Source organism: Mucilaginibacter rigui, assembly GCF_014773275.1.
In the GTDB taxonomy this organism is placed as follows: domain Bacteria; phylum Bacteroidota; class Bacteroidia; order Sphingobacteriales; family Sphingobacteriaceae; genus Mucilaginibacter; species Mucilaginibacter rigui_A.
Genome location: NZ_JACWMW010000006.1, coordinates 76,166 through 102,787 on the forward strand (window position 1 = coordinate 76,166; position 26,622 = coordinate 102,787).

25 protein-coding genes and 1 tRNA gene are annotated in these 26,622 nt (G+C 42.0%); 8 read left to right on the top strand and 18 right to left on the bottom strand.

Annotation, left to right across the window (positions count from 1 at the left end; translation table 11 throughout):
* Window positions 1-50 precede the first annotated feature (50 nt).
* A complete protein-coding gene (locus tag IDJ75_RS19705; RefSeq protein ID WP_224746690.1) occupies window positions 51-1,046 on the top strand; it encodes a polysaccharide deacetylase family protein in 996 nt (331 codons plus the stop codon).
* A 192-nt stretch (window positions 1,047-1,238) separates the two neighbouring features.
* On the opposite strand, the gene IDJ75_RS19710 is transcribed toward IDJ75_RS19705, so the two are convergent.
* Entirely contained in the window at window positions 1,239-2,849 is a 1,611-nt protein-coding gene (locus IDJ75_RS19710; RefSeq protein ID WP_191177373.1) for an aminopeptidase P family protein, read from the bottom strand.
* 140 nt (window positions 2,850-2,989) lie between these two features.
* On the opposite strand from IDJ75_RS19710, the gene IDJ75_RS19715 reads away from it, so the two are divergent.
* A complete protein-coding gene (locus tag IDJ75_RS19715) occupies window positions 2,990-3,394 on the top strand; it encodes a DUF5655 domain-containing protein (protein WP_191177374.1) in 405 nt (134 codons plus the stop codon).
* Between the two features lie 13 nt (window positions 3,395-3,407).
* A complete protein-coding gene (locus tag IDJ75_RS19720; protein ID WP_191177375.1) occupies window positions 3,408-4,076 on the top strand; it encodes a hypothetical protein in 669 nt (222 codons plus the stop codon).
* A gap of 130 nt (window positions 4,077-4,206) precedes the next feature.
* On the opposite strand, the gene ahcY is transcribed toward IDJ75_RS19720, so the two are convergent.
* From ahcY to IDJ75_RS19755, 7 genes are all read right to left on the bottom strand, one after another.
* The gene (gene ahcY / locus IDJ75_RS19725) at window positions 4,207-5,523 is read right to left on the bottom strand and encodes an adenosylhomocysteinase (protein WP_191177376.1); all 1,317 of its coding nucleotides are present in this window, start codon (window positions 5,521-5,523) and stop codon (window positions 4,207-4,209) included.
* 140 nt (window positions 5,524-5,663) lie between these two features.
* Window positions 5,664-6,044: a hypothetical protein gene (locus IDJ75_RS19730; protein WP_191177377.1), complete on the bottom strand. Its 381-nt coding sequence runs from the start codon at window positions 6,042-6,044 to the stop codon at window positions 5,664-5,666.
* On the bottom strand, window positions 6,044-6,217 hold the full coding sequence (locus IDJ75_RS19735) for a hypothetical protein (RefSeq protein WP_191177378.1): 174 nt from the start codon (window positions 6,215-6,217) through the stop codon (window positions 6,044-6,046). The genes IDJ75_RS19730 and IDJ75_RS19735 overlap by 1 nt, the downstream gene beginning before the upstream one ends.
* Window positions 6,218-6,522: 305 nt before the next feature.
* Window positions 6,523-6,702, bottom strand: coding sequence for a hypothetical protein (locus IDJ75_RS19740; protein WP_191177379.1), 180 nt, complete (start codon window positions 6,700-6,702; stop codon window positions 6,523-6,525).
* Window positions 6,703-6,882: 180 nt separating this feature from the next.
* A complete protein-coding gene (locus IDJ75_RS19745; RefSeq protein ID WP_191177380.1) occupies window positions 6,883-7,068 on the bottom strand; it encodes a bacteriocin in 186 nt (61 codons plus the stop codon).
* A gap of 270 nt (window positions 7,069-7,338) precedes the next feature.
* The gene (locus IDJ75_RS19750) at window positions 7,339-7,524 is read right to left on the bottom strand and encodes a hypothetical protein (protein WP_191177381.1); all 186 of its coding nucleotides are present in this window, start codon (window positions 7,522-7,524) and stop codon (window positions 7,339-7,341) included.
* Window positions 7,525-7,614: 90 nt separating this feature from the next.
* On the bottom strand, window positions 7,615-8,466 hold the full coding sequence (locus IDJ75_RS19755) for a peptidoglycan DD-metalloendopeptidase family protein (RefSeq protein ID WP_224746691.1): 852 nt from the start codon (window positions 8,464-8,466) through the stop codon (window positions 7,615-7,617).
* Between the two features lie 200 nt (window positions 8,467-8,666).
* Here IDJ75_RS19755 and IDJ75_RS19760 point away from each other — a divergent pair, with 200 nt between their 5' ends.
* The gene (locus tag IDJ75_RS19760; RefSeq protein WP_191177382.1) at window positions 8,667-9,077 is read left to right on the top strand and encodes a BrxA/BrxB family bacilliredoxin; all 411 of its coding nucleotides are present in this window, start codon (window positions 8,667-8,669) and stop codon (window positions 9,075-9,077) included.
* 86 nt (window positions 9,078-9,163) lie between these two features.
* On the opposite strand, the gene IDJ75_RS19765 is transcribed toward IDJ75_RS19760, so the two are convergent.
* The 5 genes from IDJ75_RS19765 to IDJ75_RS19785 form a co-directional block, all read right to left on the bottom strand.
* Window positions 9,164-9,793, bottom strand: a complete 630-nt coding sequence (locus IDJ75_RS19765) for a family 16 glycoside hydrolase (RefSeq protein WP_191177383.1) — start codon at window positions 9,791-9,793, stop codon at window positions 9,164-9,166.
* Between the two features lie 22 nt (window positions 9,794-9,815).
* On the bottom strand, window positions 9,816-11,282 hold the full coding sequence (locus tag IDJ75_RS19770) for a serine hydrolase (RefSeq protein WP_191177384.1): 1,467 nt from the start codon (window positions 11,280-11,282) through the stop codon (window positions 9,816-9,818).
* 19 nt (window positions 11,283-11,301) lie between these two features.
* Window positions 11,302-13,704 carry an ABC transporter permease gene (locus tag IDJ75_RS19775; RefSeq protein ID WP_191177385.1) on the bottom strand — a complete coding sequence of 801 codons (2,403 nt, stop codon included), beginning with the start codon at window positions 13,702-13,704 and terminating at the stop codon, window positions 11,302-11,304.
* Window positions 13,705-14,099: 395 nt separating this feature from the next.
* Window positions 14,100-15,476 (bottom strand): 3-keto-disaccharide hydrolase, encoded by a 1,377-nt coding sequence (locus tag IDJ75_RS19780; RefSeq protein WP_191177386.1) that lies wholly within the window; start codon window positions 15,474-15,476, stop codon window positions 14,100-14,102.
* Between the two features lie 22 nt (window positions 15,477-15,498).
* Window positions 15,499-16,824: a Gfo/Idh/MocA family protein gene (locus IDJ75_RS19785; RefSeq protein WP_191177387.1), complete on the bottom strand. Its 1,326-nt coding sequence runs from the start codon at window positions 16,822-16,824 to the stop codon at window positions 15,499-15,501.
* A 265-nt stretch (window positions 16,825-17,089) separates the two neighbouring features.
* Between IDJ75_RS19785 and IDJ75_RS19790 the strand changes: the two genes are divergently transcribed.
* Together IDJ75_RS19790 and IDJ75_RS19795 are read left to right on the top strand one after the other, a co-directional pair.
* A complete protein-coding gene (locus IDJ75_RS19790) occupies window positions 17,090-19,576 on the top strand; it encodes a M1 family aminopeptidase (RefSeq protein ID WP_191177388.1) in 2,487 nt (828 codons plus the stop codon).
* A gap of 167 nt (window positions 19,577-19,743) precedes the next feature.
* Window positions 19,744-20,124: a hypothetical protein gene (locus tag IDJ75_RS19795; RefSeq protein ID WP_191177389.1), complete on the top strand. Its 381-nt coding sequence runs from the start codon at window positions 19,744-19,746 to the stop codon at window positions 20,122-20,124.
* A gap of 1 nt (window position 20,125) precedes the next feature.
* On the opposite strand, the gene cdaA is transcribed toward IDJ75_RS19795, so the two are convergent.
* Together cdaA and IDJ75_RS19805 are read right to left on the bottom strand one after the other, a co-directional pair.
* On the bottom strand, window positions 20,126-20,917 hold the full coding sequence (gene cdaA / locus IDJ75_RS19800) for a diadenylate cyclase CdaA (protein ID WP_191177390.1): 792 nt from the start codon (window positions 20,915-20,917) through the stop codon (window positions 20,126-20,128).
* Window positions 20,918-20,979: 62 nt separating this feature from the next.
* Window positions 20,980-21,951: a polyprenyl synthetase family protein gene (locus tag IDJ75_RS19805; protein ID WP_191177391.1), complete on the bottom strand. Its 972-nt coding sequence runs from the start codon at window positions 21,949-21,951 to the stop codon at window positions 20,980-20,982.
* 383 nt (window positions 21,952-22,334) lie between these two features.
* On the opposite strand from IDJ75_RS19805, the gene IDJ75_RS19810 reads away from it, so the two are divergent.
* Window positions 22,335-22,422: transfer RNA gene (locus IDJ75_RS19810), tRNA-Ser, on the top strand.
* 105 nt (window positions 22,423-22,527) lie between these two features.
* Window positions 22,528-22,662, top strand: coding sequence for a hypothetical protein (locus IDJ75_RS21345; RefSeq protein WP_262892114.1), 135 nt, complete (start codon window positions 22,528-22,530; stop codon window positions 22,660-22,662).
* 46 nt (window positions 22,663-22,708) lie between these two features.
* Here IDJ75_RS21345 and IDJ75_RS19815 read toward each other — a convergent pair whose 3' ends face one another.
* The 3 genes from IDJ75_RS19815 to IDJ75_RS19825 are packed head-to-tail and all read right to left on the bottom strand — an operon-like array spanning window position 22,709 to window position 26,619.
* Window positions 22,709-23,299 (bottom strand): nucleotidyltransferase family protein, encoded by a 591-nt coding sequence (locus IDJ75_RS19815; protein WP_191177392.1) that lies wholly within the window; start codon window positions 23,297-23,299, stop codon window positions 22,709-22,711.
* A gap of 4 nt (window positions 23,300-23,303) precedes the next feature.
* On the bottom strand, window positions 23,304-24,458 hold the full coding sequence (locus tag IDJ75_RS19820) for an XdhC family protein (RefSeq protein ID WP_191177393.1): 1,155 nt from the start codon (window positions 24,456-24,458) through the stop codon (window positions 23,304-23,306).
* 10 nt (window positions 24,459-24,468) lie between these two features.
* The gene (locus tag IDJ75_RS19825; protein WP_191177394.1) at window positions 24,469-26,619 is read right to left on the bottom strand and encodes a molybdopterin cofactor-binding domain-containing protein; all 2,151 of its coding nucleotides are present in this window, start codon (window positions 26,617-26,619) and stop codon (window positions 24,469-24,471) included.
* Window positions 26,620-26,622 lie beyond the last annotated feature (3 nt).

A 26,622-nucleotide genomic window follows, 5' to 3' on the forward strand; every position in this document is an offset into this window, starting at 1 on the left:
TCCGTTTATAACAATTAAACTATTTTTATGATTGTGTTTATTTGCAAAATATGACGAAAGTATACCTCAAAGCATTTTTAATATTACTACCCCTTTACTGTTTGGCAACAGGCACAATGGCACAGGCCAATTATACCCGCATCACCAATTATGAGGTTTATTTTGGATGGGCCAAACATTACCCGCAGGATTGGATGATACTACGCCGTTTTGAGAACAATGGCAAACCTTACCTGTTGCTGGTAAACCCGCAAACGTTAGAAACTAAGGTGAATGATGCCGGCTTTTACCAGGTAAAGCCCATGAGCATGGCCGAAGCCCGCAAATTATTCAATAGCACGCCTTACCAAAAAGCATTAAGCAAGGCCGAAAGCCAATCAATAGCAATACAGGATGCAGGGATAGAACGTGGATTACCAAAGGAAACCGGCATCAGCCTCACGGCCGATCTTTGCCCATCGCACAAACCTTTAGACAGGCGCATCTTCACCGATATCATCGCCGGCTTTAAACGGGTAGAACCACAGGTGCCCATTGCCTTATCGGTTAGTGGCTTGTGGATGAAACACCACGTGCAGGATATTGACTGGCTAAAGCAACTACAGGCTAATCATGAGATCTATATTACCTGGATCAATCATTCGTACAACCATCGCGTAAGCAAAACAAACCCGCTTAAAAAGAATTTTCTACTGGAACCCGGCACTGATATTAAATATGAGGTTTTAGAAACCGAAAAACTGATGCTGGCAAATGGATTATTACCGTCTGTATTTTTCAGATTCCCGGGGTTGGTTTCTGATCAGCAACTGGTTTATAAAATAACGGATTTTGGATTGATCCCCATTGGTACCGATGCATGGTTAGCCAAAGGGCAGCAGCCACAGTCCGGCAGTATTGTACTGATCCACGGCAACGGGAATGAGCCGGTAGGCGTTAATGATTTTATTAAGCTGCTGCAATCCAAGGCACCATCAATAGCCAAAAAGCAATGGCTGCTTTATGACCTGCGCGAAACGGTGGAGGAAGAAGCAGAGGTGAAATAATACGTGTCAGTCTGAGCTATAGCGAAGCATCTGATCGCCGACCTGTCGCTTGGACGTAGAGATGCGATACTTCGCGTCTCTCTTATGCAAATCCAACCGGCAAAGAAGCGAAGTATCGCGTCTCTACGATTTTTTACTGGTAAAAACAAGAAAGCCCCGACAAGTCGGGGCTTTCTAATATAGTAGTAAATCCTATTTAAGCGGCGGGAATTTCGCACCGTCAAATATACTTTTTTCTGCAGCCAATTTCTCAACATCCTGCCATTTTCTTGGGGCATCGAGCGATAATATGGTGCCTTTATCTTTACCTATCACCACATCATCTTCTATACGCACACCAATATTCCACCATTTTTTATCGCACTTGCTGCCTGCGGGGATGTAAATGCCCGGCTCAACGGTAATAACCATATTTTCTTCCAGGTTGCCTGAGTATGATCCTTTGTCATGTACATCTAACCCCATGTGGTGCGATACACCGTGCGGGTAATAGGTACGCAGTTCTTTCGCCTCTTTTATAATGCCCAGTTTTATTAAGCCCGCGGCTAAAACCTCGCCGGTCTTATCTTCCAGCGATGAATAAGGCACGCCTGCTTTACACATTTTAAATACCTCTTCCTGCGCATCATAAACTATCTGGTAAATGGCTTTCTGCTCTTCGGTGAATTTACCGCTTGGCGGTATAGTACGCGTAACATCGGCCGAATAACCATGGTACTCCGAACCTACATCAAGCAGTACCAATTGGTTATTTAAAACAGTCTCGTTATTTTCCTCGTAATGTAAAATACAACCATTGGCGCCTACACCTACTATCGGCGGGTAACCTTCACCTTCGGCACCATACTTTTTATGAACGTACATCAGGATGCCTTCCAACTCGCGCTCGCTCATACTCGGTTTTACCGCACGCATAACCTCGGCATGTGCAATGCTTGATAACTGTACCGATTTACTTAACAGCGCCAATTCTTCGGGTTGTTTAATACCGCGCAGGGCAACTGTAAAGTCGTTAAACATGCTGGCTGCACCATACTGTTGTTTTATTTTTGCTTTTACGCTTACCAGGGTGGCGCTATCCGGTTTGTTTACCAGCTCCTGCACTATGGCGTTGCTTTGATAAACATCGGCGGGTAAGGTGGCTTTTAAATAAGCAATTACGCGCGGTAAATTAGCCGGGATAGCACGGGTACTAACCAGGTTAAGGGCATTCAATAAAGCTTTATCAACCTCGGGCAGGGCTGCTTTGGCTTTAAATGTTTTTATAAGATTTGCCAGATCTCCGTCCTTACCGGCATCATTAGGCAACTCATCATTAATTATGGTGGTGAATTTTTTAAAGTCAATAGGGAATTTGGCAAACTCGCTGCCATTATAAGCGCGTTTAAAACCTAACTGTGTTTTTGCACCTTCAACGCCTAAACGCCTGCCCGTCCACTGCTCGCGCTGGGCATCGCGCTTGCGCACAAAAATCACTTCGTTGTAAGAAGTGTCGCCTGTTCCCTGCATTTCTTTAAAGATCAGCAAGGCGGCATCAGCCTCTTTATAGCCCGAAAAATAATACATGTCCGGGTTAGGATGATAAACGTAGTCCACATCTTTTGAAAACACACGTTCAGGATACGCAAATATTACGGCAACCGAGTTAGGGGGCATTAGTTTACGTAACGCCTCGCGCCTGCCGGCATGGAACTCCCTACTCAGGTAATCTTTGGGTATGTTTTGGCTTTCCTGCGAAAAGGCGGTTACTGCACACAGGCACAGTGCCGTGGCTGCAAAAAAAGTTTTAGTTAATAGTTTCATTTAAGATTAGGTGTTAAAAACCGCTTGAAGTTACAAATATATAATAGTTTTCCACATAACTAAATGTTTAGTTATATGCGGTCAAATATTACAAACTATAATTTTATATATTCGTTATCACATTAAATGCCGATTAAGCAATGCCTTACACCTGCCCCAAATGCGACCGCGAACTAACAAGCGAAAGCCAAAGGCACTACTGCGCCCGGGTAAGTTTACACGACCTGTTTAAAGGCAAGCCCGATGAACTGCTGCTATTGTTTGATAAACTGTTAGCCGAAGTTGCCGACTGGCCCGATGTTTTGGTGGGCACCACTCCCAACTGTATTACATTTGTGCATAGGCAAACCTTTTTTGTTATCCGCCCCATGCAAAAAGTGTTGGATCTTAAGTTTTATTCGGCTGCACAACTAACGGAGCCACCTGTAATAAAAAGCACCGGCATAACCGGTAAAAAGTTTGAGAACCACATCAGGCTGAGCCTCACCGGCGAACTGAGGCCGCAGTTGTTTGCATGGATACGTGAGTCGTATGAATTGCTATGAGTATATTTAATTGATGAAAAGATTAAGCCTGACCTTATTATTCTTGTGCACTTTTAGTTTATTGTCATTTAGTCAAAATCATATGTTGGTTGACCAAAAACCTGGCTTGACCTACTTTGATGGCTATGGAAAAATGATAACCTCTTTATCGCAAATCCCGGAAAACATAAGGGATAGTGCAGCAATCATTTTAAACAAATTTTTAGGCGATCTAAGTCCAAAAGCAAAATTTAATTATGGCCAAATTTTAGATTTGGATGCTTATCATAAATTCAAGGATAGCGCTAATATCAACCCAACTATTCCAAAATATGATCTTGTATTTATTCTAAAAGATCTGTCAATAGGTATTAAAAGTTATCCTATCGAATTAAGGTTAAATGAGTCTGGTAAAGCCCTTAAATTGAATTGGCCAAGAACAGGATATACCAATAAATTAAAATTTATCCCATTAGATAAGGTAAGGAATACGATCTTAGATCACGCAAAAAAATTGAATTTTAATCTCTCAAATTATGAGATTTCTTTTGACTATGATTATGAAGCTCAAAAATTTTATTGGACATTTCTTTTCCCAATACAAAAAGAACAAAATTTCAGTCACTATAACGCCATTAGAGTAAACTGGGTAAACCTGGATGATTTTGGTGTAAGTGAAATACGTCGTGTTACAGTATACTAACTGTTAAATCCATTTGAACGATGGGATATCAACGGATAAACGTAATCTAATTTTAACAAAAAAGGGATATGGCTCACACCCTATCCCTTTACTTTTATCTTGAATCCTGACTCTAAAAGTCTTTAATCTATTAATAACGGTAGTACTCCGGTTTAAACGGACCTTCAACAGTTACGCCGATGTACTCGGCCTGATCCTGGTCTAAAACTTCCAGTTCGACACCAATTTTTTCCAGATGTAAACGTGCAACTTTTTCGTCAAGGTGTTTTGGCAGGGTGTAAACTTCGTTTTTGTAAGCCGCACCGTTTGTCCAAAGCTCAATCTGAGCCAAGGTTTGGTTGGTGAAAGAGTTACTCATTACAAAGCTTGGGTGGCCTGTAGCGCAACCTAAGTTTACCAAACGGCCTTCTGCCAATACAATTACATCCTTACCGTCGATAGTGTATTTATCAACCTGTGGTTTAATTTCAATTTTGTTGTTGCCATAAGCGCCGTTTAACCAGGCCATGTCAATTTCGTTATCAAAGTGGCCAATGTTACAAACGATGGCTTTATCTTTTAACGCGCGGAAGTGTTTTTCGCGAACAATATTTTTGTTACCAGTTGCGGTAACCACGATATCAGCTTCTTTAATAGCGGTATCCAGTTTCTTAACTTCAAAACCTTCCATAGCTGCCTGTAATGCACAAATAGGATCAATTTCGGTAACGATAACACGCACACCAGAGTTACGCAGTGAATCGGCAGAGCCTTTACCCACATCGCCATAACCACAAACAACAGCCACTTTACCGGCCATCATCACATCAGTAGCACGGCGGATGGCATCAACCAATGATTCGCGGCAACCGTATTTGTTATCAAATTTCGATTTGGTAACCGAATCGTTCACGTTGATAGCAGGCATTGGTAATGTACCGGCTTTCATACGCTCATATAAACGGTGTACACCTGTAGTGGTTTCTTCAGATAAACCTTTTATCTCGCCGATAAGTTCGGGGTAACGGTCTAAAACCATATTGGTTAAATCGCCGCCATCATCCAAAATCATGTTTAATGGTTTGCGGTCTTCACCAAAGAATAAGGTTTGCTCAATACACCAGTCAAACTCCTGCTCGTTCATACCTTTCCAGGCGTAAACAGAGGTACCTGCGGCAGCAATAGCAGCAGCAGCGTGATCTTGTGTTGAGAATATATTACATGACGACCAGGTAACTTCGGCACCCAATTCTATCAACGTTTCAATTAATACAGCAGTTTGTATAGTCATGTGTAAACAGCCTGCAATACGTGCGCCCTTCAATATCTTAGCCGGACCGTATTCTTTACGCAGTGCCATTAACCCCGGCATTTCTGCCTCTGCCAATTCAATCTCCTTGCGCCCCCAGGCGGCCAGTGAAGGATCCTTCACTTTGTTTTTAACGTATGCAGTTTCTACTGATGACATATTATTCTATTTTTTGAAATGCAAAAATAGTGAATATAAATATTTTAATGAAATTGAGGATATATGATTACTCAGGAATGGCACAAGATTTTTGCCAATGGCCGAAAACAATTACTTCGGTTCTATATAGAGATAAGAGCCTACGTATTTTTTACCGAGAACTTTTCTGAATCAACGGCTATATATATAAGCATAGCTACTAATGCACATGCCCAAAATGTATTGTAAGTAAGCAAAATGGGTTCGATACCTTTCCGCGAATCAGGACCCAAAAAAGGGTACATCATGATACAGGCAAAAGACACACAATAAATAATCGTAAAAATAATTACATACCTCATTTTCGGTGCTAATTGCTTATTGTAGCACAAAAATAAAATCCCGGCAATGCCTAAATACTGGCTGATATCCTTTAGGTTACTCATCTGCAGATAATATCCTCCATCATGCGTACCTTGTATTAAAAAATAATAACCAACACGTGTTAAAATAATCCAAAAACAAAGTATAGCTATTTTCATTATGCGCAGGGAGTAAAAATTCCGTCTTTATCGCAATAACCGCATCGGCCAACATTATTATACTCACATCTTTCTTTGGCTGTCATATCACCTACTTTTTCCACCAAAGGCACTTTTGATATTGCAGCAACCTGTTCTCTTGTTAGCTTTTCTTTTTTTGTTTTGTCTTCCATTTTTTTTGTAAAAGTTTAAATCGTGCAGCTAATATAAGTATTATTATAATCCAAAAATAGTGCACTAAAATGGTTTAATAGTACTAAAAACGAGAACATTAAATTGCTTTCGGCATCTATTCTCTAACTAAAAATAATAAACACCAGGGTAACATATTTAAATATATCGATACATGGAGATGTGTAAACGGCAAAAATGTATAATTTTCAAGCACGAATATGGCCAGGCTAAAATGCCGATCCAGCCCAAATCAGGCAGACACCTGTTGGATTTGTATATTCTCAGATTCCGGATAATTGCCAGATTAAGCGCAGGGGGTAAAAACTCCTTCTTTGTCACAAGCTCCGCACCTGCCAACATTATTATACTCACATCTTTCCTGGGGCGTCATATCACATGTTCCGCCGCCTATTTTTGCCATTTCTTTTTTTGAAAGTTTGCTGAGTCTTTCTTTTTGAGGCCCTTGATTTAAGTTTGTTCCCATTTTGATTAGCGTTAAATGTTAAGCTAATATAAGTATTTTACAATTCCAATATAACTGCAGTTACAAAATAAAAAAGGACACCAGCAATATCTAAATATTGTTTAGCGTCCTTTTAACCGGGTCTTTTTTGAATGCAGACAATATTGGCATTCAAAAATTATATAATATATCCTATGCTAATTATGCGCATGGAGTAAATGTTCCATCCTTGTCGCAAGCTCCACACCTCCCAACGTTGTTATACTCACATCTTTCTTTAGCTGTCATATCTCCGGGTAAACCACCGCCACTTATTTTAGCCATTTCTTTTTTTGACAATGCGGTAAACTTTAAGTTTGCGGTCTGCTGAGTTGAGTTTATTTTCATTTTATTCAGGTTTAAAAATGTTACGCTATGCAAGAGTTTATTATAAACCAAATAGTATGCCAAAAACACTCCCGGGGGTGTTAAACATAGTGCAGGTGTTGCCCGGTTAACATGCACTATTTTTCAATGTTTAATAAAAGGGCATCTATAATACTTAGATATAGATGCCCTAAGCTGCTAATTTTAAATACGTACTCCGCCGGCTTCTTTTAAATTAAAAAAGTAAAAAGAGCAATTCTTATTTATATAAAATGGGGTTGAATTATCTCGTTATGCACAAGCGGTAAAAATGCCGTCTTTGTCGCAAGCCCCACACCTGCCCACATTATTGAACTCACATCTTTCTTTGGCTGTCATATCTCCGGGTAAGCCACCGCCGCCTATTTTAGCCATTTCTTTTTTTTTAAGCGCTGTAAATTTCACTTTCTGTAATTCTTGATTTAAGTTTGCTTTCATTTGGATTATAATTTAATTTAAACCCAATATAAGCATTTATTATAATCAAGATGTTTGCGGAATATTAAATATCCAACACAGCAAAACTGCTCACATATTTAAACTTAAATACTGCTTAGGGTTTACCGGTTGCCCGTTTTTACGGATCTCGTAATGCAGGTGTGGCCCGGTTGAACGGCCCGTTGAGCCTACCTTACCTATCATATCGCCCACGGTAACACGCTGGCCCTCTTTTACATTTATTTTTGATAAGTGCCCGTACCAGGTTTCGAGATTATTGGCATGTTTTATTTTAATACAGTTGCCATAACCGCCTGCTTTGCCTGCAAATATCACCTTGCCGCTGGCTGTGCATTTAACCGGGTCGCCCCTGTGGCCCGAGAAATCGATACCCGGGTGAAACTCCCTGCCGCCAAAATCGAACGGGTTACCGCGCGATCCGAAAAACGAAGTGAATGAGCTTAATTTGGGGTAGCCCATCGGAGTAAAGGCAATATTGTTTACTACTTTATCAAGGTAATTGCTAAAATCGTTGTATAGCCTGGTATCGCTTTTGGGGCTATCTTCAATATTCAATTTTTTAAAAGAGAAACCGTGCAAGCCCCGCTTACTCATAAAATTATTTATGGTTTTAAGCTTGGCCTGTATGTCCTGCAGGTATGAAACCGCCTTGTTACGGCTGCCTTCTTTTTCGGCATTTGTGAGTAATGCATCCTGCGAATCTTTTTCTATTTGCCCCTGTAAAGCGGATACCTGCGATTGCAGCCTGCTGTTTTCCTGCCTTTGCTGCAATGACTGTGTACTTAAACGGACAATGGCCGTCATCAATACCATTACAATAATTAGCACTGCCGCTACAGCTACTTTTAATGAGTTAAAGTGTTTGGCTTTTACTTGCACAACGCGTGGCTGGGCATTATTTTTTCGGGTAATAATTCCCATACCTAAATCTTTAATTTTAAGTTCATCAAATAGTGTTAATTAGGGTTAACATTACTAAGCATGCAAGTTAAAAATTATTTTTAAAAATGCATACTCCCGCTATTATAACGGAAACGTCAATTATTACTGATTATTCTGATTAAGGGTTGTTTTTATTTTGAATTAAGTATTTTTGTACTGAATATAAGCGAAGTAAAATTATGTACCCAGAATATTTAGTTGCCCCAATGAGGGAAGAATTAACCAAAGTTGGTTTTGAAGAGTTAAAGGATGCTGATGCAGTTAACGCGGCTATTAAAAGCGAAGGCACTGTGTTTGTAATGGTAAATTCGGTTTGTGGTTGCGCTGCAGCAAATGCACGCCCTGCTGCACGTGCGGCAGCTGCCAATGAAAAACATCCTGATCGTTTGGTGACCGTTTTTGCGGGCATGGAAACCGAGGCTGTGAACGCTGCCCGTAACCTGATGCTGCCTTACCCGCCATCATCACCATCAATGGCTTTGTTTAAAGATGGTAAACTGGTACACATTATAGAACGCCACCAGATAGAAGGCCGCCCGGCACAAATGATTGCCGATAACCTGATAGGTGCGTTTGAGCAATATTGCTAATCAGAATCAAGATTTAAAGAGTTAAGATACAAGATAAAGAAAGCCCGGTGTAGTAAATATATCGGGCTTTCTTTATAGAGAAACTTTTATTTTGCGTTGGTTATTTTCAGGTTCTTCCAATCACCGGGCGAACCATTGCCCACCCAGTAGCCAATTTTTGTGCCGCCTGTATTTACCAGCGGGGTAACCGTTAAGGCCGCTTGCTGCGTGCCGTTAACATATACATTTATTTTACTTGCCGATACCATAATGCGCACATGGAACCATCCGTTAGGGTCGGGGGCAGGAGTTACCGCCTGCTCGTATTTATTCGGGAACTTCTCTCTTAATATTGGCCAATCGTACTTGGGTACTGCTATGTACTGCACCCCATGGCTTTTGCGCACAGCATCTGCCGACAGGAAATTAAAAGGCCTGAAATACACACTTTCATAAGTGGTATCGTTTAACCCATGAAAGGCAACTCCTACAAAACTGCCCTGCATTTGGTCGTTCCCCTTAACATCAAACTCGATTGTGCCGCTTTTAAATTGCTTATTTTTTATCCACGCAATGCCTTCATTATCTACCCCGTTAAGGTGTATGCTCCCATCGGCCCCAAAACCGATCTGCCGGTTAAAAACGATAAAATCGGCCTCGTTCGGGAGCGCCATCTGGCCATAGCAATGCACTGTACACATGCAAGCCGCAAAAAGTAATGCTTTATATAGTTTCATGTATGCTGATATTTTTTTTATATCATTCTATCTTTTTTGCATCATTTACCCCACCCTGGTATATTCTGCATATTATGATTTTCCCTTTATCATCTTTAATAAACTCAATCTCGACAGGTACAACTTTAAGGAAGAACTTATTCTGCGCTTCAGCAAAAAGATCAAGTTTTCCCTGGCCAGTTGCCCGTCCGTATAATTTATTCCCTTCGCGGGTTATGGATAAATTAAAGCCCGGCCTCATCTCATATTTCCCCACATAGCTTTGCAAAACGGTGCTATCAACAGCAACCTCCTTATAAACCTTCGACCGATACAACCCATTAAAATTATAAACTTTTGCTATGCTGTTTATAATTTCATTCATGATAGCCCCATCGTCAGAATTTACCATAACAACTACACCGTTACCACCATCAAGGCTGCCAAAATACTGGCACCTAAAACCCTCATTGGCACCACCATGTTGAAAGTACTTTGTCCCGCTGTTTTCGTCTATAAAAACTCCTAAGGCCGCTGCTTTATCAAGGTATGGTGTAAGCCTAAGTTTTGTAGTTGCCTGGTTAAGCACCTTGCTTGATTTACCCTGATAAGCTAATTGTGTTTCAATAATGTATTTAGAAAGATCGGTAGGGTTTGTCCATAAACCGGCGGCGGCTTGCTCCGGATAGATGTGATACTTACCCTCAACCGCTGTACCATTATCGCGGTACGCGGTAGCCAGCAGTTCGGGTTTTGTATTTACCGGAGGCTGCGTGTAGGTGCTTGCAGTCATCCCCATTGGCTTTAATACATTCTGATACATAAACTGATCATAAGGTTGGTGGGTAATATCCATCACTATTAATTGTGATATGGTAATACCACCTCCCGAGTACTCAGACCGCAGGCCGGGCTCAAACATAGAGCGGATAGGGTCGGAATTAGCGGGCTTGCTTCCGTTTAGTATCTGGATAATGGTTGGCAGGCTATCCTTATTACTGTAGCCCCCAAAGCCATGTACTGTTAAACCCGCAGTGTGGCTAAGCAGGTTTTTAGTGTTGATTATTTTATGTTTTGATACGCTATCATACGGGAATTTCCAACTGGTAAGGTATTGGTTTATATCTTTATCCGGGTCAAGCTTGCCATCCTGCACAAGTTTTAAAACACCAACACCATTTAATGATTTACTTATTGATGCCGCCTGAAAAAGTGTTTTATCAGTTACAGGTCTCTTCGCAGCAGCATCGGCCCAGCCATAACCTTTGGCCCATTCTATCTTGTAATTGCGGATGACGGCTACGCTAACCCCATTAACCTTATAATGCGCCATACGATCCTGGATAGTCCATGGTGCCTGCCCTTCTGTTTGGATTAAGCCAACCAGGCCTTTCTCTACAAGCTGTATTTTCTTTTGTAGCGTGTCGTTTATTTTACCGGCAGATTGTGCTATCGCGTTTAACCTGCTCAGTGATAATACAACAAGCAGTGCATACCTTGTTTTCTTCATATACTATAAGCTATATATCTTATTCTGTTTTTAAACTTTTAACCGGGTTTGTCAGCGCAGCCTTTATACTTTGGTAGCTAACTGTTAATACTGTTATTACGATTGCACCTACCGCGGTCAGTGCAAAAATCCACCACGAAAGTTCGGCGCGGTATTTATAATCCTGTAACCAACCATGCATCAGGTAATAAGCCATTGGTATGGCTATAAGCAAGGATATACTCACCAGGATAATAAAATCGGTAGACATTAAGCGCCAAAGGTTAAATACCGATGCGCCTAATACCTTACGTACACCTATCTCTTTGATGCGCTGCTCGGCCATAAACGATGCCATGCCAAACAAGCCCATACAACTAATAAAAATGGCTAATAGGGTAAAAAAGCCCGCCAGTTTGCCTACACGCTCTTCGTTGGCAAATTTCTTGGAGTATTCCTCGTCGGTAAACTTATATTCAAAAGGGCTTCCCGGATCGTATTGTTTAAATACCGCCTCAATTTTCGCCATCGCATCATGGGTGCTCTTTTTCGGGTCGAGGCGGATATCTATCATACCCTCCACATCATTGCTTAATACAAAAATGCTTGGCTTTACGGGTTCATATGGTGATGACATCACCATATCTTTTATTACGCCTATCACCTTATATTTCCGCCCCCAATCTATCACTTCGCCTACGGCATGTTTAAAATTCATGAATTTCGCGGCAGATTCATTCAATATCATCGCCGTTGAATCGCTAACGTAAGCCCTTGAGAAATCACGGCCTTCAATGATCTTCCAGTTGGCTACTTTACCAAACTCGGGGGTAAGGCGTATGGTGCCAAAATCGTCCTGCAAATCGGGCGCTTTACCGCGCCAGTTAAGGCCGCTGTTATTTGAATACACATCGGTAAGGGGGCTACCTGATTCGGCCATTTCAATAACAAAACCACTTTGCAGCAAATCGTTACGCACAGCCGCGAAATTCTTGTGGATATCGTCAGATTTCATGCTCATTTGCACCAAGCCGGTACGGTCATAACCCACGGGCCTGTTTTTAGTGAACTGCACCTGCCTGAATACGATAATGGTACAAATAATTAAGGTGGCCGATACAAAAAATTGCAGCACCACCAAAATTTTGCGTGGTAACGCTGCATACCTGCCCGCCTTAAATGTACCTTTTAGCACTTTAACCGGTTGGAAAGACGATAAGTAAAACGCAGGATAACTGCCGGCAACAACCCCGGTAAACAAGGTAAAACCCAAGCCCAATATCCAGAATAAAGGATTAGCCCAAAGGATGCCTACGGTTTTACCTGCAACCTGGTTAAACCAGGGTAATATCAGCAATACCAATACTATCGAGAAGAGAAAGGCGAAGGCAGTAACCATCAATGACTCGCTAAAGAACTGGCCTATCAACTGGCTGCGTAATGAGCCTACCGTTTTACGTATGCCAACCTCTTTGGCACGTTTCTCTGACCGAGCGGTGCTCAGGTTCATGAAGTTTATGCAAGCCAGCAATAGCACAAATACACCAATTATGCCAAACAGCCATACAAACTGGATATCGCCACCGGTGTTTATGCCATCCTTAAATTCCGAATACAGGTGCCACTTTTCCATAGGGTGCAAAAACACCAGCGGTTTAAATGATGCACCAACCTTATCGCCTGCAAGGGCAATTTTTTTTTCTTTTAAGCCTTTTATACGAGCGTTTACTTTATTTATGTCGGCTTTATCATTCAGTTGCGCAAATATCTGAAATGAATTATTTCCCCATTGGGTACTAGCCCGTTTTATCCATTCCTGGTTAATGGGATACAGATCCCAGGGGAGGATAATATTCAACTCATTAAAGGTAGAATTACGGGGTAGGTCTGCATACACACCTGTAACTTTAACCAGTTGTTTATTATCAAGCTTTATAGTTTTGTTCATCGGGTCATCACTGCCAAATAAAGCCGTAGCCACTTTCTGCGATAGTAATATAGATGACGGATCCTTTAACCCTCCACGTGTGCCCTTCAGCATTTTTAGGGTGAGCATTTCTGTTACCTCGGGTTGCATAAAGCTGCCCTGCTGTGTTATCTTTTTATCGCCGAAGGCTACAATATGGTCGTAGTTCCAGCTTGATAACGTTACATATTTAAAATCCTTACCGGTGCCGGTATACTCTTCCCTTAACATGGTGCCCAGGGGTATAGGCATTGCCACCTGGCTACCAACCTTACCATTAAAGGTTTGGTGTTGCCATACCTGCACTATCTTATCCTCGTTCTGAAAATTTTTATTGTACGAGATCTCGTCCCAGATCCATAAGCCTATCAGTATGGCAACCGCCATCCCCACCGAAAGCCCGGTAACATTAATAAATGTATGCGCTTTGTTTTTGGTAAGGTTGCGCCACGATATTTTTAAGTAATTTTTTATCATAACAATATTTTTTATTGGCGAGGTTAGCAAGCAAGCTTGCTATAGGGTTTAATAGAAAGATACGTGCCAATTTTATAAAATACTAATTATCAATACATTAAAAAGGGATGCATTTTAAAAACTGTTCGCAAACGAACAATGCACTGTTCGATTACAAACAGATAATTAACTGGTTTTTAGTTGTTTATTTTAACCTCAGGGCGCATAAAGAAAAACCACAAAGAACGCAGAGGTTTAAAAAAATAATCAAGCTTTGTAAACTGTATACTTCTGACTCTGCGTTCTTTGTGGTTAAGTCCAAATATTATAGTGAGCCTGTCTAACCATTAGCCGACATGCTAAACGTTCAAGTCTTCGACAGGCTCAGACTGACAACGACAGGTTCAGAATGACATCTATTTCAATTCCTTTAACTTCACATTCCTGAAATCCACATCAAAGCCATGGTCCTGCAGCAGGATGTGCCCTTCTTTAGCTTCGCCGAAATCTTTCCAAACCTTGTATTTGCTGATGGCCACCAGGTCGCGGTATGCTGCCGAACCACGATCGTACTCCAGTACTTTTACACCATTAAGATAATGCACTACGTGGTTATTTGGTAAAACCACAATGCGCCCAATATTCCACGCGCCAATAGGGTGTACAAAGCGGGCTTGCTTTTTGGCGGGGATAAGGTCATATAAAGATGCCAGCGTGCGGTCGCCGTCGCGGCCAAGTTTGGCATCGGGATGTACGGCATCATCCAAAACCTGGTACTCCAGCCCAATGGCAGATCCCTGCGTTTTTTCATCGAGTGTTACAAAGTATTTAACGCCGCTATTAGCCCCACGGCTCATCCTAAACTCAAACGACATATCAAATGCACTGTACATTTTATCGGTAATAATATCGCCGCCGTTAGTAGCTTCGCCACCGTTTGCACCAATTACTGATAGCATTCCGTTCTCTACCTTCCACCCCTTTTTAGGGAAAGTAGCAGCCGTAGCGCTGTGCCAGCCAGCATTTGTTTTACCATCAAATAATAACTTCCATCCATCCAGTTTCTCATAAGGCGACAATACATTTTGCTGCAGGTTTACAACATAAACATCTTTGGCAAATGGTTGTGGTTTAAGGTTGGTGGTTTTTATCTGTACGTTTTTAAAGAAGATCCTTTTCCCTGCCTGTTTTTCATCACTTATAGCATGGACCTGCAGGCCTATAAAACCTCTGGCATCCACCGTATCAACCACCATGGCTGTGGCTATCCCGTTTATCCAGGTCTTGGTGGTATTACCAATACATTCTATTTTTATGTGATTAAACTCGCCGTTTGTCCATGCGTTTTGTGCTTTGGCATTCAAGTCCATTGGGTAAAGCCAGTCGCGGCGGCCTTCATCGTAAATGCCACCTGTCCACTTACGGGTGCTGGGGTCTATTTCGCACTGGCGACCGTAAACCTGGCCTTTACCCTCGTGCCCGGCGGCATTATAATGGCTGCGCAGCTGGATACCAGAGTTGGTGAGATCGCTTTCTGTTTTGGCATCAAGCTCTAAAATAAAATCGCCGTACTCCTTCTCGGTCACTAAAAAGGTATTGCCGCTGTTGAGTACTGCAGTACCGGTTATACCGCCGTTCTCTACTTTATACTCGGCTTTGCCGGCCAGGATCTTCCAGCCGTTAAGGTTTTTGCCGTTAAACAAATTAACATAACCAGCTTTTGTTTGGGCCGATGCAGTTTGCAAGCCACCCGCAATAGTTAAGGCCAGCAAGCAAGTTTTTAAGTTTTTCATAATATATATTAAGGCTGATGTATTAAACTTTCAAATTCCATCCCGGTTGGTACTCTCGGCCCCAAAGTTTTGCGGCTTCTTTATCATGCAGGATATGCCCGTTGGTGCTATCCAGATTAAGCACCCTGCCAACACGCTGGGCAATGTTACCCAGATGCGGTATTACGGTAGATTTATGCCCGTTGATAATAGTTTGGTTAAGCTTCTCTGTCCCCTGTATAGCACTAATAAAGTTTTGCAGATGCACACGGTCAAGCACTTCGGTAGGGCTAACTTTGTTTGACGCATCAACCGCAACTGCATCTTTAATTTCTTTAACCAGCTTATTATTATAATCATAAACCTGGTAACCATCACCCCCGCCGTAGTAAATAGTACCATTGTCGCCATAAAAAACAACACCACGGCCAACACCTTCAGAGTTATAGCCGTTACAGCTACGCCCCTCCCATGAAAGAGCCGTATTGTTGGGGAAGTTTGCTAATATAGTTTGCGTATCAGGTGTTTCCCAATCATCCTTAAAAGCAAAACGCCCGCCCGATGAGGTTACCTTGTTAGGGAAATCAACACCAAGGCCCCAGCGCATTACATCAATTTCGTGCGTGCCGTTGTTCAGCGCCTCGCCGGTGCCCCAGTTCCAATGCCAGTGCCAGTTGTAATGGATCAGGTTATCCTTGTATTCCCTGCGCGGGGCATAACCCTGCCACAGGTCGTAATTTAAGTGTGAAGGTACGGGTACAACTTTGCCTACCCCGATTGATTTACGGTTATTTACATACCAGCCTCTTGCAAAATAAGCACGGCCAATTACGCCGCCGTGCAGTTCGGCCACCATTTTTTGTACATTCTCAAACGACCGGCGCTGGCTACCCATTTGTACAAGCTTATTATATTTGGCAGCGGCAGCGATGGCCATTTCACCCTCGTGCGGATTATGGCTGCAGGGTTTTTCTACATACACATGTTTGCCTGCCTGGCAGGCCAATATAGTTGCGGGCGCGTGCCAGTGGTCGGGCGCGGCAATAACCAGGGCATCAAGATCTTTTTTCTCTAATAACTGACGTACATCGGCTATGCCGGTTGGTTTTTTACCGGTTATTTTGGCAATATCAGCAATGCATTTGGCCATGGCATTACTATCAACATCGCATATATAGCCTATTTCCACATCAGGCAGCGCGGCTAACTTTTGAGCCAAAAAAGCCCCACGGCTATTTACGCCCATTACGCCAATAACAACCTTTTTATTGGGCGAGCCTTTAAAAATACCGCCCATTGCCAGGCCCGGGCCAACTAATAAACTGGTGCCTGTTATGGCCATGTTTTGTATAAATTTTCTGCGTTCCATAGTAACCGGAGTTTGGTTTGGTAAGTGTGTAATCGCAATAATTGGTATGGCTAATTTAGTATTTACAAATAAAAAACGCATCTAAACCGGCAATTATAACAACATGGTTACTTATTGTATTTTTGTACTGCCAAAGCTTTGTGTATTATTTGTTATTTAATAGCTGCGGTGCTGTAACATAAAAATTGTTGGGCTGTCTTAAATACAATAAAAACTAATAATTTAGCTTTTATTATGCTTGCATATCAATTTAACTATTAACTATATGAAAACTATTTACGCTGCTGTACTCATTGGCAGTATCAGTGCTATTGCTGTAGGCAATGCAAAAGCGCAAACCGCGCCGGCAGAAGACCCTGCCTTAAAGATCTATCGCGAAACCACGCCGAAATATAACGACCTGGTGCATACCAAACTTGATGTACGTTTCGATTATAAGAAACGCTATATGTACGGTAAGGAGTGGGTTACTTTGAAGCCGCATTTTTACCCAACCGACTCCCTGCGTTTAGACGCACAGGGTATGGATATCAAAAATGTATCGATAGTAAAAGCCGGTAAAAACACCCCGCTTAAATTTACTTATGATAGCCTTACCATTGATATTAAGCTTGACCGTACGTATCGTAACGGTGAAAACTACACCATTTATATAGATTATACTGCCAAACCAAACGAGCTTAAAGCACAGGGCAGCGCCGCTATTACCGATGCCAAAGGTTTATACTTTATTAACCCGGATGGTACCGAAAAAGACAAGCCAACCCAGATATGGACACAGGGCGAGACCCAAAGTTCATCGGCATGGTTCCCTACTATTGATAAGCCAAACCAAAAAACAACCGACGAGATCAGCATGACCGTACCTAAAAAATACGTAACGCTATCAAACGGCCGTTTGGCATCACAAAAGGTTAATGCAGACGGTACACGTACTGATACCTGGAAAATGGAATTACCACACTCGCCATACTTATTTATGATGGCTGTTGGTGATTTTAAAATTACTAAAGAAACATGGAAAGGTAAAGAGGTAAGCTATTACCTTGAGCCTAAATACGCACCATACGCTAAAGATATTTTCGGCTTTACACCGGAGGTGATAGACTTTTATTCGAAAACGCTGGGGGTTGATTACCCATGGAACAAGTACTCACAGATTGTTGTACGTGATTACGTGAGTGGGGCTATGGAGAACACCAGCGCTACCCTGCATGGCGAATACGTGCAAGCTACCAAACGTGAGTTAATTGATGCTTACTACAACCAGGGCCGCAGCACCATTGTACACGAACTTTTCCACCAGTGGTTTGGCGATTACGTTACTGCCGAAAGCTGGAGCAACTTAACCGTTAACGAATCATTTGCTGATTTTAGCGAAACCCTATGGGCCGAACACAAATACGGTAAAGACGCAGGCGACGCACATATTAACGATGACAGGCAAAACTACCTGAGCCAGCCCGACCTGAAAACCAAAGACCTGGTGCGTTTCCACTATAAAGATAAAGAGGATGTGTTTGATGCTGTTACCTACCAAAAAGGCGGTAGCATTTTATATATGTTGCGCAATTACCTTGGTAATGCAGCATTTTACAAAGGCCTAAACATCTACCTAAAAACAAACGCGTTTAAAAACGGCGAAGCTCACCAATTACGTTTAGCAATGGAAGAAGCAAGCGGCCGCGACCTGAACTGGTTCTTCAACCAGTGGTACTTTGGTGCAGGCCATCCGGTGCTTAATATCACTTACAAATGGGATGAGGCAAGCAAAAAACAAACCGTTTACCTAAACCAGACACAAGATGGCAACGGCTTTATTCTACCATTAGCTATTGATGTTTATGCAGACGGCAAAATGGACCGCAAAAAATTCTGGATGCGTAATAAAGTTGATAGCCTGGTGTTCCACTCAGCTGTTAAACCAAGCCTGGTGAATGTTGATGGTGATAAGATGTTATTGGTTAAGAAAACAGACAGCAAAACTATTGACGAATTTGTTTTTCAATACTTTAATGCACCCCTATATTTAGATCGTTTTGAAGCTATCACTGCCGCTGCAAAACAGCAAGGCAATGCAGGTGCCCGCAAAGTAATTATTGCTGCACTTAACGATAAATACTACGAATTACAGATAAAAGCTATCCGTGCTGCCGAAATGACCAATGATGATGTGCGCAATGCTGCACAACCTATACTGATCAAACTGGCCCAAACCGATCCTAATACGCTGGTTAGGGCTGCCGCCATTACCGTTTTAGGTAAGTTAAAAGCATCTGGCAACGCTAATTTATTTAAAGATGGTTTAAAGAGCCAATCGTACGCTGTACAAGGGGCATCCTTATCAGCGCTGGGGTTACTTGACCCTAACGCAGCATTACCTTTAGCTAAAACTTACGAAAAAGATAGCGAGGGTGCTTTAACACAAGCCATACTGAACATCTACGCTACAAGTGGCAGTGATGAACAGTACCCTTATGTTTACAAAGCATTCACCGAAGGCCAGCCTCAAACCCAGTTCAATATCATGAAGAAATTCGCTGATTTTACAGGCCGTATAAAAAGTAATGAGCAAGCGCAAAAAGGCATAAAAGCAATCGCCGATTTTGGCACCAAGTATAAAAAATATGGCGTAGCCCCACAGATTGTGCAAATATTAACCGGCTTAAAAGCCGACCGTGCTAAATTGAACGATACAGCATCAGTTGCTGCTATTGATAAAGCCACTGCCGAATTACAAAAAGCAGAGTAATTTTCTGAGATATTAAAATATGTAAGCCGCCCTGAATATGGGGCGGCTTTTTTGTTTGCACTTTGTGTATGGTTAAAATGTTAAATAATAAAATTTAACATTTATGGTATTTGATTATTCGCTAATTTAGTGTCAGGCAAATGCTTATCTAAATACTACGATCAACAATGAAAAAGATATTATTGCTTTTAACTTTATGCGCCGGCACAGGCACTTTAATGGCACAAAATACAACCATTAAACCATTTGACAATACGCTTAACGGAAAGTTTACACCTAACCTTAAGATTGACAGTTCATGGCGTAAGTTATCCAATACGCAAATAAACGGAACCCTTTTTAAACAGGAGCCTGCCGATCTTAAAAACCTTATTGATGATAAAATTCAAAAATCATTATTTATTGCAAGCAATGCCGACAATATGCCTGTGGCCAAATTAAATGGCAACTCTAAAATGCCTGTTGTGGTATTAGAAGGAAATTCTAAAATGCCTGTTGTAGGGAAAACGCCTAAAGCTCAAAATAATACGGTACAGGTGGTTCCGTAGGTTAAAAATCCTTATTCAACAATTTCTCAAGCTCGGCAAAGCTGATATCCATTTTGATGCGGCCTTGTTTGGCGTATGATATTTCGCCGGTTTCTTCAGATACAATGATTGCCGTTGCGTCGTTTGCTTCGGTAACACCAATACCTGCGCGGTGGCGTAAGCCAAATTGAGCAGGCAGGTCGGATTTTTCGGTAACGGGCAATATACAACTTGCCGATTTTATTTTGTTCTCTGATATCACCACAGCACCATCATGCAGCGGGCTATTTTTCTGGAAGATGGTTTCCAGTATTCGTTTAGAGATCTTGGCATCCAATACCTCGCAACTGTTCTGGTAAAATTGCTCGTCGTAATACTTAGCAAAAACTATGAGTGCGCCGGTGCGGGTTTGTTTCATGGTTTTGCAGGCATCAATAATAGGCTTTATACGCGCATAGTTGTTTTTTTCAGCCTCGGCTTTGCCAAAAAAGTATTTCCACCAGGCTTTATTGCGCTGTAGTGATGCATTCTTACCCACCAGTAGCAAAAACCGCCTTACCTCCTGCTGAAACACAATGATAATGGCAATGATACCCACATCAACAAACTTACCCAGTATACCGGTTAGCAATTGCATGTGCAGTGCATTCACAACCATATAAAGCAGGTATATGGTAATTAAACCAATGAAAATATTTGCCGCTATGGTTCCACGAATAAGGTTGTAAAGCTGATAAACTATAAAAGCTACAAGCAGCACATCCAGCACGTCAAATACGCCAATCTTTACGAAGCTGAAATCAAAGGAATGCATGTTACGAAGTTACTAAGTTTCCGTTAACATCATTTACAGGGCAGTGTAATTATTAGGCCGATTTATTTATTCCTCTCGGTGGTAAAGCGAACCAATTGCTCTAATCCGGTTCTGGCCTCGCCTACGGGGAAGGTATTGAGTATATCGAAAGCACTGTCGGTATATTTCTTCATCTGAGTTTCAGAGTATTCCAACCCGCCTTTTTGCTTTACAAAATTGATGATCTCGGCTATCTTTTTAGGGTCATCATTATGGTTTTTCACCAGGCTTATCATGCGTTTTTTCTCACTTCCATCACTGTTGTTCAGCGCATATATAAGTGGCAGGGTAACCTTTTTCTCTTTGATATCTATACCCAGCGGTTTACCCACATCATCGGTACCAAAATCAAACATATCATCCTTTATCTGAAAGGCTATCCCTATCTTCTCGCCAAACAACCGCATTTTCTCTACAGTTTCCTCATTTGCATTGGCAGATGCCGCACCACAAGCGCAGCAAGATGCGATAAGCGATGCCGTTTTTTGGCGGATAACTTCGTAATAAACATCCTCGCTAATATCCATCCGGCGCACCTTCTCAATCTGTAGCAATTCGCCTTCGCTCATTTGCTTAACCGCTTCTGATACTATTTTAAGGAGTTTAAAATCGCCATTATCAATAGAAAGCAATAAGCCTTTGCTCAGCAGGTAGTCGCCAACCAAAACAGCTATCTTATTTTTCCATAAAGCATTTATGGAGAAAAAGCCACGGCGCTGGTAAGAGTTATCAACCACATCATCATGAACCAAAGTAGCGGTGTGCAATAATTCAACCAGTGCTGCCCCCCGATGGGTTGACTCGTTTATCCCGCCACAAATACTGGCCGAAAAAAACACAAACATGGGTCTTATCTGCTTTCCCTTTCGTTTTACGATGTAATGGGTAATACGATCAAGCAGGGGTACAGAGCTTTGCATAGAAGTTTTGAACTTCTCTTCAAAAACATCAATTTCTGCAGCTATAGGTTTTTTAATTTCGTTGATGTTCAGCATCTAAACAAAACATGCTTTTTATGCAATTACCTTACCTGGCAATCCGTAGCAAACATAAGCTTTATAAAAATATATATGCACAAACACCGATTTTTTTTACAGTGTGGTTAAACCTTTAGTAAGTTTTACGCTCTATCATATCAGTTAGTAATAACAGCATATAAGTTTAGTTTTTGTGAGTTAAAGTTTTCGTTAAAAAGCGGTGCCTGGAGAGGTTCCGCTTTTTTGTTTTAAACCAGATCTGGGACCCAATAATTAATTTTTGACGATATTATAAGGCCTTATTGACATATCCTGTTAAACCATTACTTTAATTAAAAAACGAAGCCACCTTCTGTTAAACTAAGGGTTATTATTTTACCTTTGCAATCCTTAATAAAAACGGAGAGGTGTCTGAGTGGTCGAAAGAGCACGCCTGGAAAGTGTGTATACGCCAAAAGTGTATCGAGGGTTCGAATCCCTCCCTCTCCGCAAGAGGAGATTTCTTCAAAATCATCATAGGGCTGTTCATCAATGAGCAGCCCTAATTGTTTTTAATATTAATCTGTTATTTACAAATTCCGGCTGTAGGCACTTATGAAAAATGGCAACCGGCCAACCGAACTGATTGTGGATGCAGAACCCGGCGTATTGATCATTAACGGTTTAGGTGGCAATGGCATGACCTTATCTTTTGGCCTTTGCGAGCAAATAATAGCAGCACGCGCTTAGTGCGCTGCCTGCTATAGTGCAATTTCTTAACGATATCAAAATCCTCTTATAAATTTAAACCTGCGGGCAGGTTGTTATAATCTTCTTCCGTATCAATGTCAACACTTCCCAAAGGAAACGGAACGGTATAAACATCCTCCATGTGTTGCTCCAGTATCTTCTTCGCACCTTCTTTCCCGTTTAACGTAAGCAACTCAGAGAAATACCTTTTTTTGAACACTACCGGTACACCCATTATACCGTTATAACTACAAGCAATTATTTCTTCTTTAACCTTGCCGGCTGTTATAATCAACTTTTTTAAAAGTTCGGCATTTACGTATGGCTGATCGCAAACCATAAAAACAATAGTATCAGTATTTGTATGTTTTAGCTGGATATGTGATACCGCAAGTTTAATAGACGAGCCCATGCCCAATGCCCAATCTTTATTATACAATATCCCAGCATTGGTATCATTAATGGTTGCTGCAAGGGCATCGAAGTTAGCGCCTAAAATTACCAGGACACTATCTGATGCAGCGGTTGCGGCCTGTACCATTCTTTGTAATAGTGTATGGCGGCCAATGTAAAGGTTTTGCTTAGGTGTGCCCATACGGCTGGAAGAGCCGGCAGCTAATATGACAATGGGTGTCATGTAGTTAATGTGTTGATATTAATGGCAACAATTCCCTTTTATTGATACGGTCATGAATAAACGGCCTGGTTCTTAAAGATGCAGCAGTACCCCTGTTTAAGACAGATTGTATTTCGGATAAAATAGCAAGCGCTATCTCCTCCGCGTTTTCTGATCCGATGTCCAATCCGGCAGGGCCGTATAGTTTATCCGGAATATTTGCAGGGCTACTATACCCGGGTGCAATTTCTTCCAGCATCCGCTTCAGCCTTTTTTTGGGGCCAAGTACACCAATGTAAGTCAGCGGTAGCTCGAGCAGATCTGTTAACAGGGCTGCATCATAATTGTAATTATGCGTCATCAGCATAAACACAGTTCGTTCATCTACTAGTATTTGTGCTTTCACCTCAGCGGGTTTAGCAACAATTAGTCCGTCGGCCAGCGGGAACCGTGCTGCAGTAACATAGTTGGCCCGGCCATCAACTACTGTTACCTGCCAGCCAAGTACCTTTGCCATTTGTACCAGGGGGATAACATCATTACCTGCACCTGCAATAACCAGCGATACCGAAGGCTGCAGCAATTCAATAAAACAGGTATAATTATCCTGATAATAATAAGTTTTTGTAGTGGTATTACCTGTATGAAGAACATTTGCAGCATCAGGCAAAATAGCATCGCTAATTTTTCCGGCCGGTAGTGAGCCCGAGGCACCTCCATTTTCGTTATAAAATAAACAGGTACCATACTGCTCTGCGTGCCTGTCTGCCATGTTAAAAACCGTGATTAACACAGCCGGTTCGCGTTTGCTTAAAAAGAGCTTAAAAAAAGCGATGGGATTATTTGGCTGTTCATGATTAATAGGTTCAATCAAAATGTGAATAATACCGTTACAACCCAAGCCAACACCAAATTTCGCGTCGTCATCGTCGGTTGTATCATACGTAACCAGCATGGGCTTTTGCTGAACCATAACCAACCTGGCTTTACGCAAAGCATCCCCTTCCAGGCAACCTCCGCTTATTGCGCCAGTTAACTGACCGTCATCTGTTACCAGCATACGTGCACCGGCGCGCCGGTAGGACGAACCTTCTACGCGCACCACTGTGGCTAATGCTGATTTTTTGCCTGCCTGCTTCGCCTTATCATAGGCATTAACTATATCCCTTAATTCTTTCAAATAAGTAATTTTATATGTTTGCCATATCAAACGGTAATTTGCGGATACGTTTACCGGTCAGGTCAAAAATAGCAGCGGTTAAAGCTGGTGAGAAAGCAGGCAATCCCGGCTCTCCCACCCCTCCTGCATCTGCATCATTATCTATAATATGCACCTCTATCGGCGGGATGTCTGTTATTCTTGGCATTTTGTAATCATAAAAATTACGTTGCTCTACCAGCCCGTCTTTAAAGGTGATCTCATGGGTGGTTGCAGCACCAAGCGCCATAATAATACTTCCTTCTATTTGCGCGTGGATGATATCGGGGTTTACGTACCAGCCGCAATCCATCACGGCCCAAACCTTATCTATAATTATCCCACCACCGGCTTTCTGCGACACTTTAACTATCTGCCCTACAGTACTCGAAAAGCATTCCGTTATAGCTACACCATAACCCTCATTTTTCTTCCTGCTTTTCCAGCCAGAAACCTCCTCTAATTTATCTATCAGCTTTTGGCAGCGTTCATCTTTCAAATAAGCTCTCCTGAAATCAAGCGGATCTTTTCCGGCCTCGTGTGCCAGCTCATCAATAAAACTTTCATACGCGAAACCGTTTGTGGATGCGTATACCGACCGCCACCACATATTAGGAATAGGCATTTCAAACGGCACATCAGCAAAGCTTATATTTTTTATGCTTTCAAAATATGGCGCTAAAAAACCCTCGGTAGTACTGCTATTGGCCACGCCCCTTTTGGGATCGCTCCAATGGTCTATATTTTGCCCGGCCATACGGAATTTAACAGCCATGATCTGTCCATTAGCAATTGCGCCCTGCGCCCTGTAAGATATACCTGCGCGGTAAGGCCCCTGGGTTGTATCATCTTCACGCGTCCAGATTACCTGTACCGGGCCATCAATTTGCTTAGATATCATGGTAGCTTCGTAGGGGTAATCTAAAAAAGCTTTACGGCCAAAACCGCCCCCTAAAAAGGTCATGTTAACCCTTACTTTATCTATTGGCATCTTAAATTTCTGGCTAATATCACCCTGTACCCAATCCGGTGCCTGTATTGGGCCCCATATCTCTATTTTATCTTTTTGATAATGGGCAATGCAGTTTAACGGTTCCATGGCACTATGGGCCTGGTAAGGTGTTTGATATACAACATCCAGCATTTTCTCAGCTTTAGTAAGAATGCCATCCGGGTCGCCTTGCTTTTTAAAAAAAAGGCCCTCTTTTTTTAACTCCTCATGTTGCCGCGTGTAAATGTCAGCTATATTCACATGTTCAAAACCGGTATCATCCCATATCACCTTTAAAGCCTTTCTTCCCTGCATAGCTGCCCAGGTGCTGGTAGCTACTACTGCAACGCCTTCGCGTATGGTATTAAAAACCTCCATTTTAACCACAAAAACGTGTTTTACGCCAGGTATCTTTTTAGTAGCGGCAGCGTCAAAACTTTTTACCTTACCACGAAACCTGGGGTTACGCTCTACCACCGCATAAAGCATCCCCGGTAGCTTTTTATCTAACCCAAATATGGCTTCGCCATTGGTTTTCATTGGCGTATCCTTTCGGTGTAATGGTTTGCCAATTAACTTATAATCAGATCGTTTTTTAAGTACAATATTTTTGGGGGCATCCAACTTGGAAGCATCGGCAACAAGTTCGCCATAATGAAATTTTTTGCCCGATGGTTTATGTATTACAGTACCCGATTGCGCATAACAATCAGTAGCCGAAACTTTCCATTTTGCTGCTGCGGCGGCTATAAGAACCTCCCGTGCAGTAGCGCTTAACTTCAAAAGTCTTTTATAAGAGTCGCGTACTGTTGAACTCCCCCCGGTGATCTGGCCACCGTATTTTTTGGGGTCGCCCTGCGCAAAAATAACGTTTACATCTTTCAGGTCCACCTCCAGTTCTTCGGCTATTATCTGAGGTACCGACTGGTAGGACCCCTGCCCCATTTCGGCCCGATGATCTACTAAAGTAACTTTGCCGCTGGCATCTATCTTTATCCAGGCGTTCATTTCAATAGCTGACTGATCTGCATCAGTGGCTACAATAACGTTAGCCTTTCCATCTGCTGAAAAAGAGAATCCCAAACAAAGTGCAGCACCGGTAATACCGGTAGCCCGCAAAAAATTTCTTCTGGATATTGTACTTGTACTCATAAT

What these genes read in the sequence shown, in the direction of transcription:
- IDJ75_RS19760 (WP_191177382.1), top strand. Translation starts at nt 8,667, where the DNA reads ATGTACCCAGAATATTTAGTTGCCCCAATGAGGGAAGAATTAACCAAA.
- IDJ75_RS19795 (WP_191177389.1), top strand. Translation starts at nt 19,744, where the DNA reads ATGAAAAAGATATTATTGCTTTTAACTTTATGCGCCGGCACAGGCACT.
- IDJ75_RS19765 (WP_191177383.1), bottom strand. Translation starts at nt 9,793, where the DNA reads ATGAAACTATATAAAGCATTACTTTTTGCGGCTTGCATGTGTACAGTG.
- IDJ75_RS19720 (WP_191177375.1), top strand. Translation starts at nt 3,408, where the DNA reads ATGAAAAGATTAAGCCTGACCTTATTATTCTTGTGCACTTTTAGTTTA.
- IDJ75_RS19705 (WP_224746690.1), top strand. Translation starts at nt 51, where the DNA reads ATGACGAAAGTATACCTCAAAGCATTTTTAATATTACTACCCCTTTAC.
- IDJ75_RS19745 (WP_191177380.1), bottom strand. Translation starts at nt 7,068, where the DNA reads ATGAAAATAAACTCAACTCAGCAGACCGCAAACTTAAAGTTTACCGCA.
- IDJ75_RS19825 (WP_191177394.1), bottom strand. Translation starts at nt 26,619, where the DNA reads ATGAGTACAAGTACAATATCCAGAAGAAATTTTTTGCGGGCTACCGGT.
- IDJ75_RS19780 (WP_191177386.1), bottom strand. Translation starts at nt 15,476, where the DNA reads ATGAAAAACTTAAAAACTTGCTTGCTGGCCTTAACTATTGCGGGTGGC.
- IDJ75_RS19750 (WP_191177381.1), bottom strand. Translation starts at nt 7,524, where the DNA reads ATGAAAGCAAACTTAAATCAAGAATTACAGAAAGTGAAATTTACAGCG.
- ahcY (WP_191177376.1), bottom strand. Translation starts at nt 5,523, where the DNA reads ATGTCATCAGTAGAAACTGCATACGTTAAAAACAAAGTGAAGGATCCT.
- IDJ75_RS19790 (WP_191177388.1), top strand. Translation starts at nt 17,090, where the DNA reads ATGAAAACTATTTACGCTGCTGTACTCATTGGCAGTATCAGTGCTATT.
- IDJ75_RS19710 (WP_191177373.1), bottom strand. Translation starts at nt 2,849, where the DNA reads ATGAAACTATTAACTAAAACTTTTTTTGCAGCCACGGCACTGTGCCTG.
- IDJ75_RS19785 (WP_191177387.1), bottom strand. Translation starts at nt 16,824, where the DNA reads ATGGAACGCAGAAAATTTATACAAAACATGGCCATAACAGGCACCAGT.
- IDJ75_RS19740 (WP_191177379.1), bottom strand. Translation starts at nt 6,702, where the DNA reads ATGGGAACAAACTTAAATCAAGGGCCTCAAAAAGAAAGACTCAGCAAA.
- cdaA (WP_191177390.1), bottom strand. Translation starts at nt 20,917, where the DNA reads ATGCATTCCTTTGATTTCAGCTTCGTAAAGATTGGCGTATTTGACGTG.
- IDJ75_RS19775 (WP_191177385.1), bottom strand. Translation starts at nt 13,704, where the DNA reads ATGATAAAAAATTACTTAAAAATATCGTGGCGCAACCTTACCAAAAAC.
- IDJ75_RS19805 (WP_191177391.1), bottom strand. Translation starts at nt 21,951, where the DNA reads ATGCTGAACATCAACGAAATTAAAAAACCTATAGCTGCAGAAATTGAT.
- IDJ75_RS19815 (WP_191177392.1), bottom strand. Translation starts at nt 23,299, where the DNA reads ATGACACCCATTGTCATATTAGCTGCCGGCTCTTCCAGCCGTATGGGC.
- IDJ75_RS19715 (WP_191177374.1), top strand. Translation starts at nt 2,990, where the DNA reads ATGCCTTACACCTGCCCCAAATGCGACCGCGAACTAACAAGCGAAAGC.
- IDJ75_RS19770 (WP_191177384.1), bottom strand. Translation starts at nt 11,282, where the DNA reads ATGAAGAAAACAAGGTATGCACTGCTTGTTGTATTATCACTGAGCAGG.
- IDJ75_RS19730 (WP_191177377.1), bottom strand. Translation starts at nt 6,044, where the DNA reads ATGAAAATAGCTATACTTTGTTTTTGGATTATTTTAACACGTGTTGGT.
- IDJ75_RS19755 (WP_224746691.1), bottom strand. Translation starts at nt 8,466, where the DNA reads ATGGGAATTATTACCCGAAAAAATAATGCCCAGCCACGCGTTGTGCAA.
- IDJ75_RS19735 (WP_191177378.1), bottom strand. Translation starts at nt 6,217, where the DNA reads ATGGAAGACAAAACAAAAAAAGAAAAGCTAACAAGAGAACAGGTTGCT.
- IDJ75_RS21345 (WP_262892114.1), top strand. Translation starts at nt 22,528, where the DNA reads ATGAAAAATGGCAACCGGCCAACCGAACTGATTGTGGATGCAGAACCC.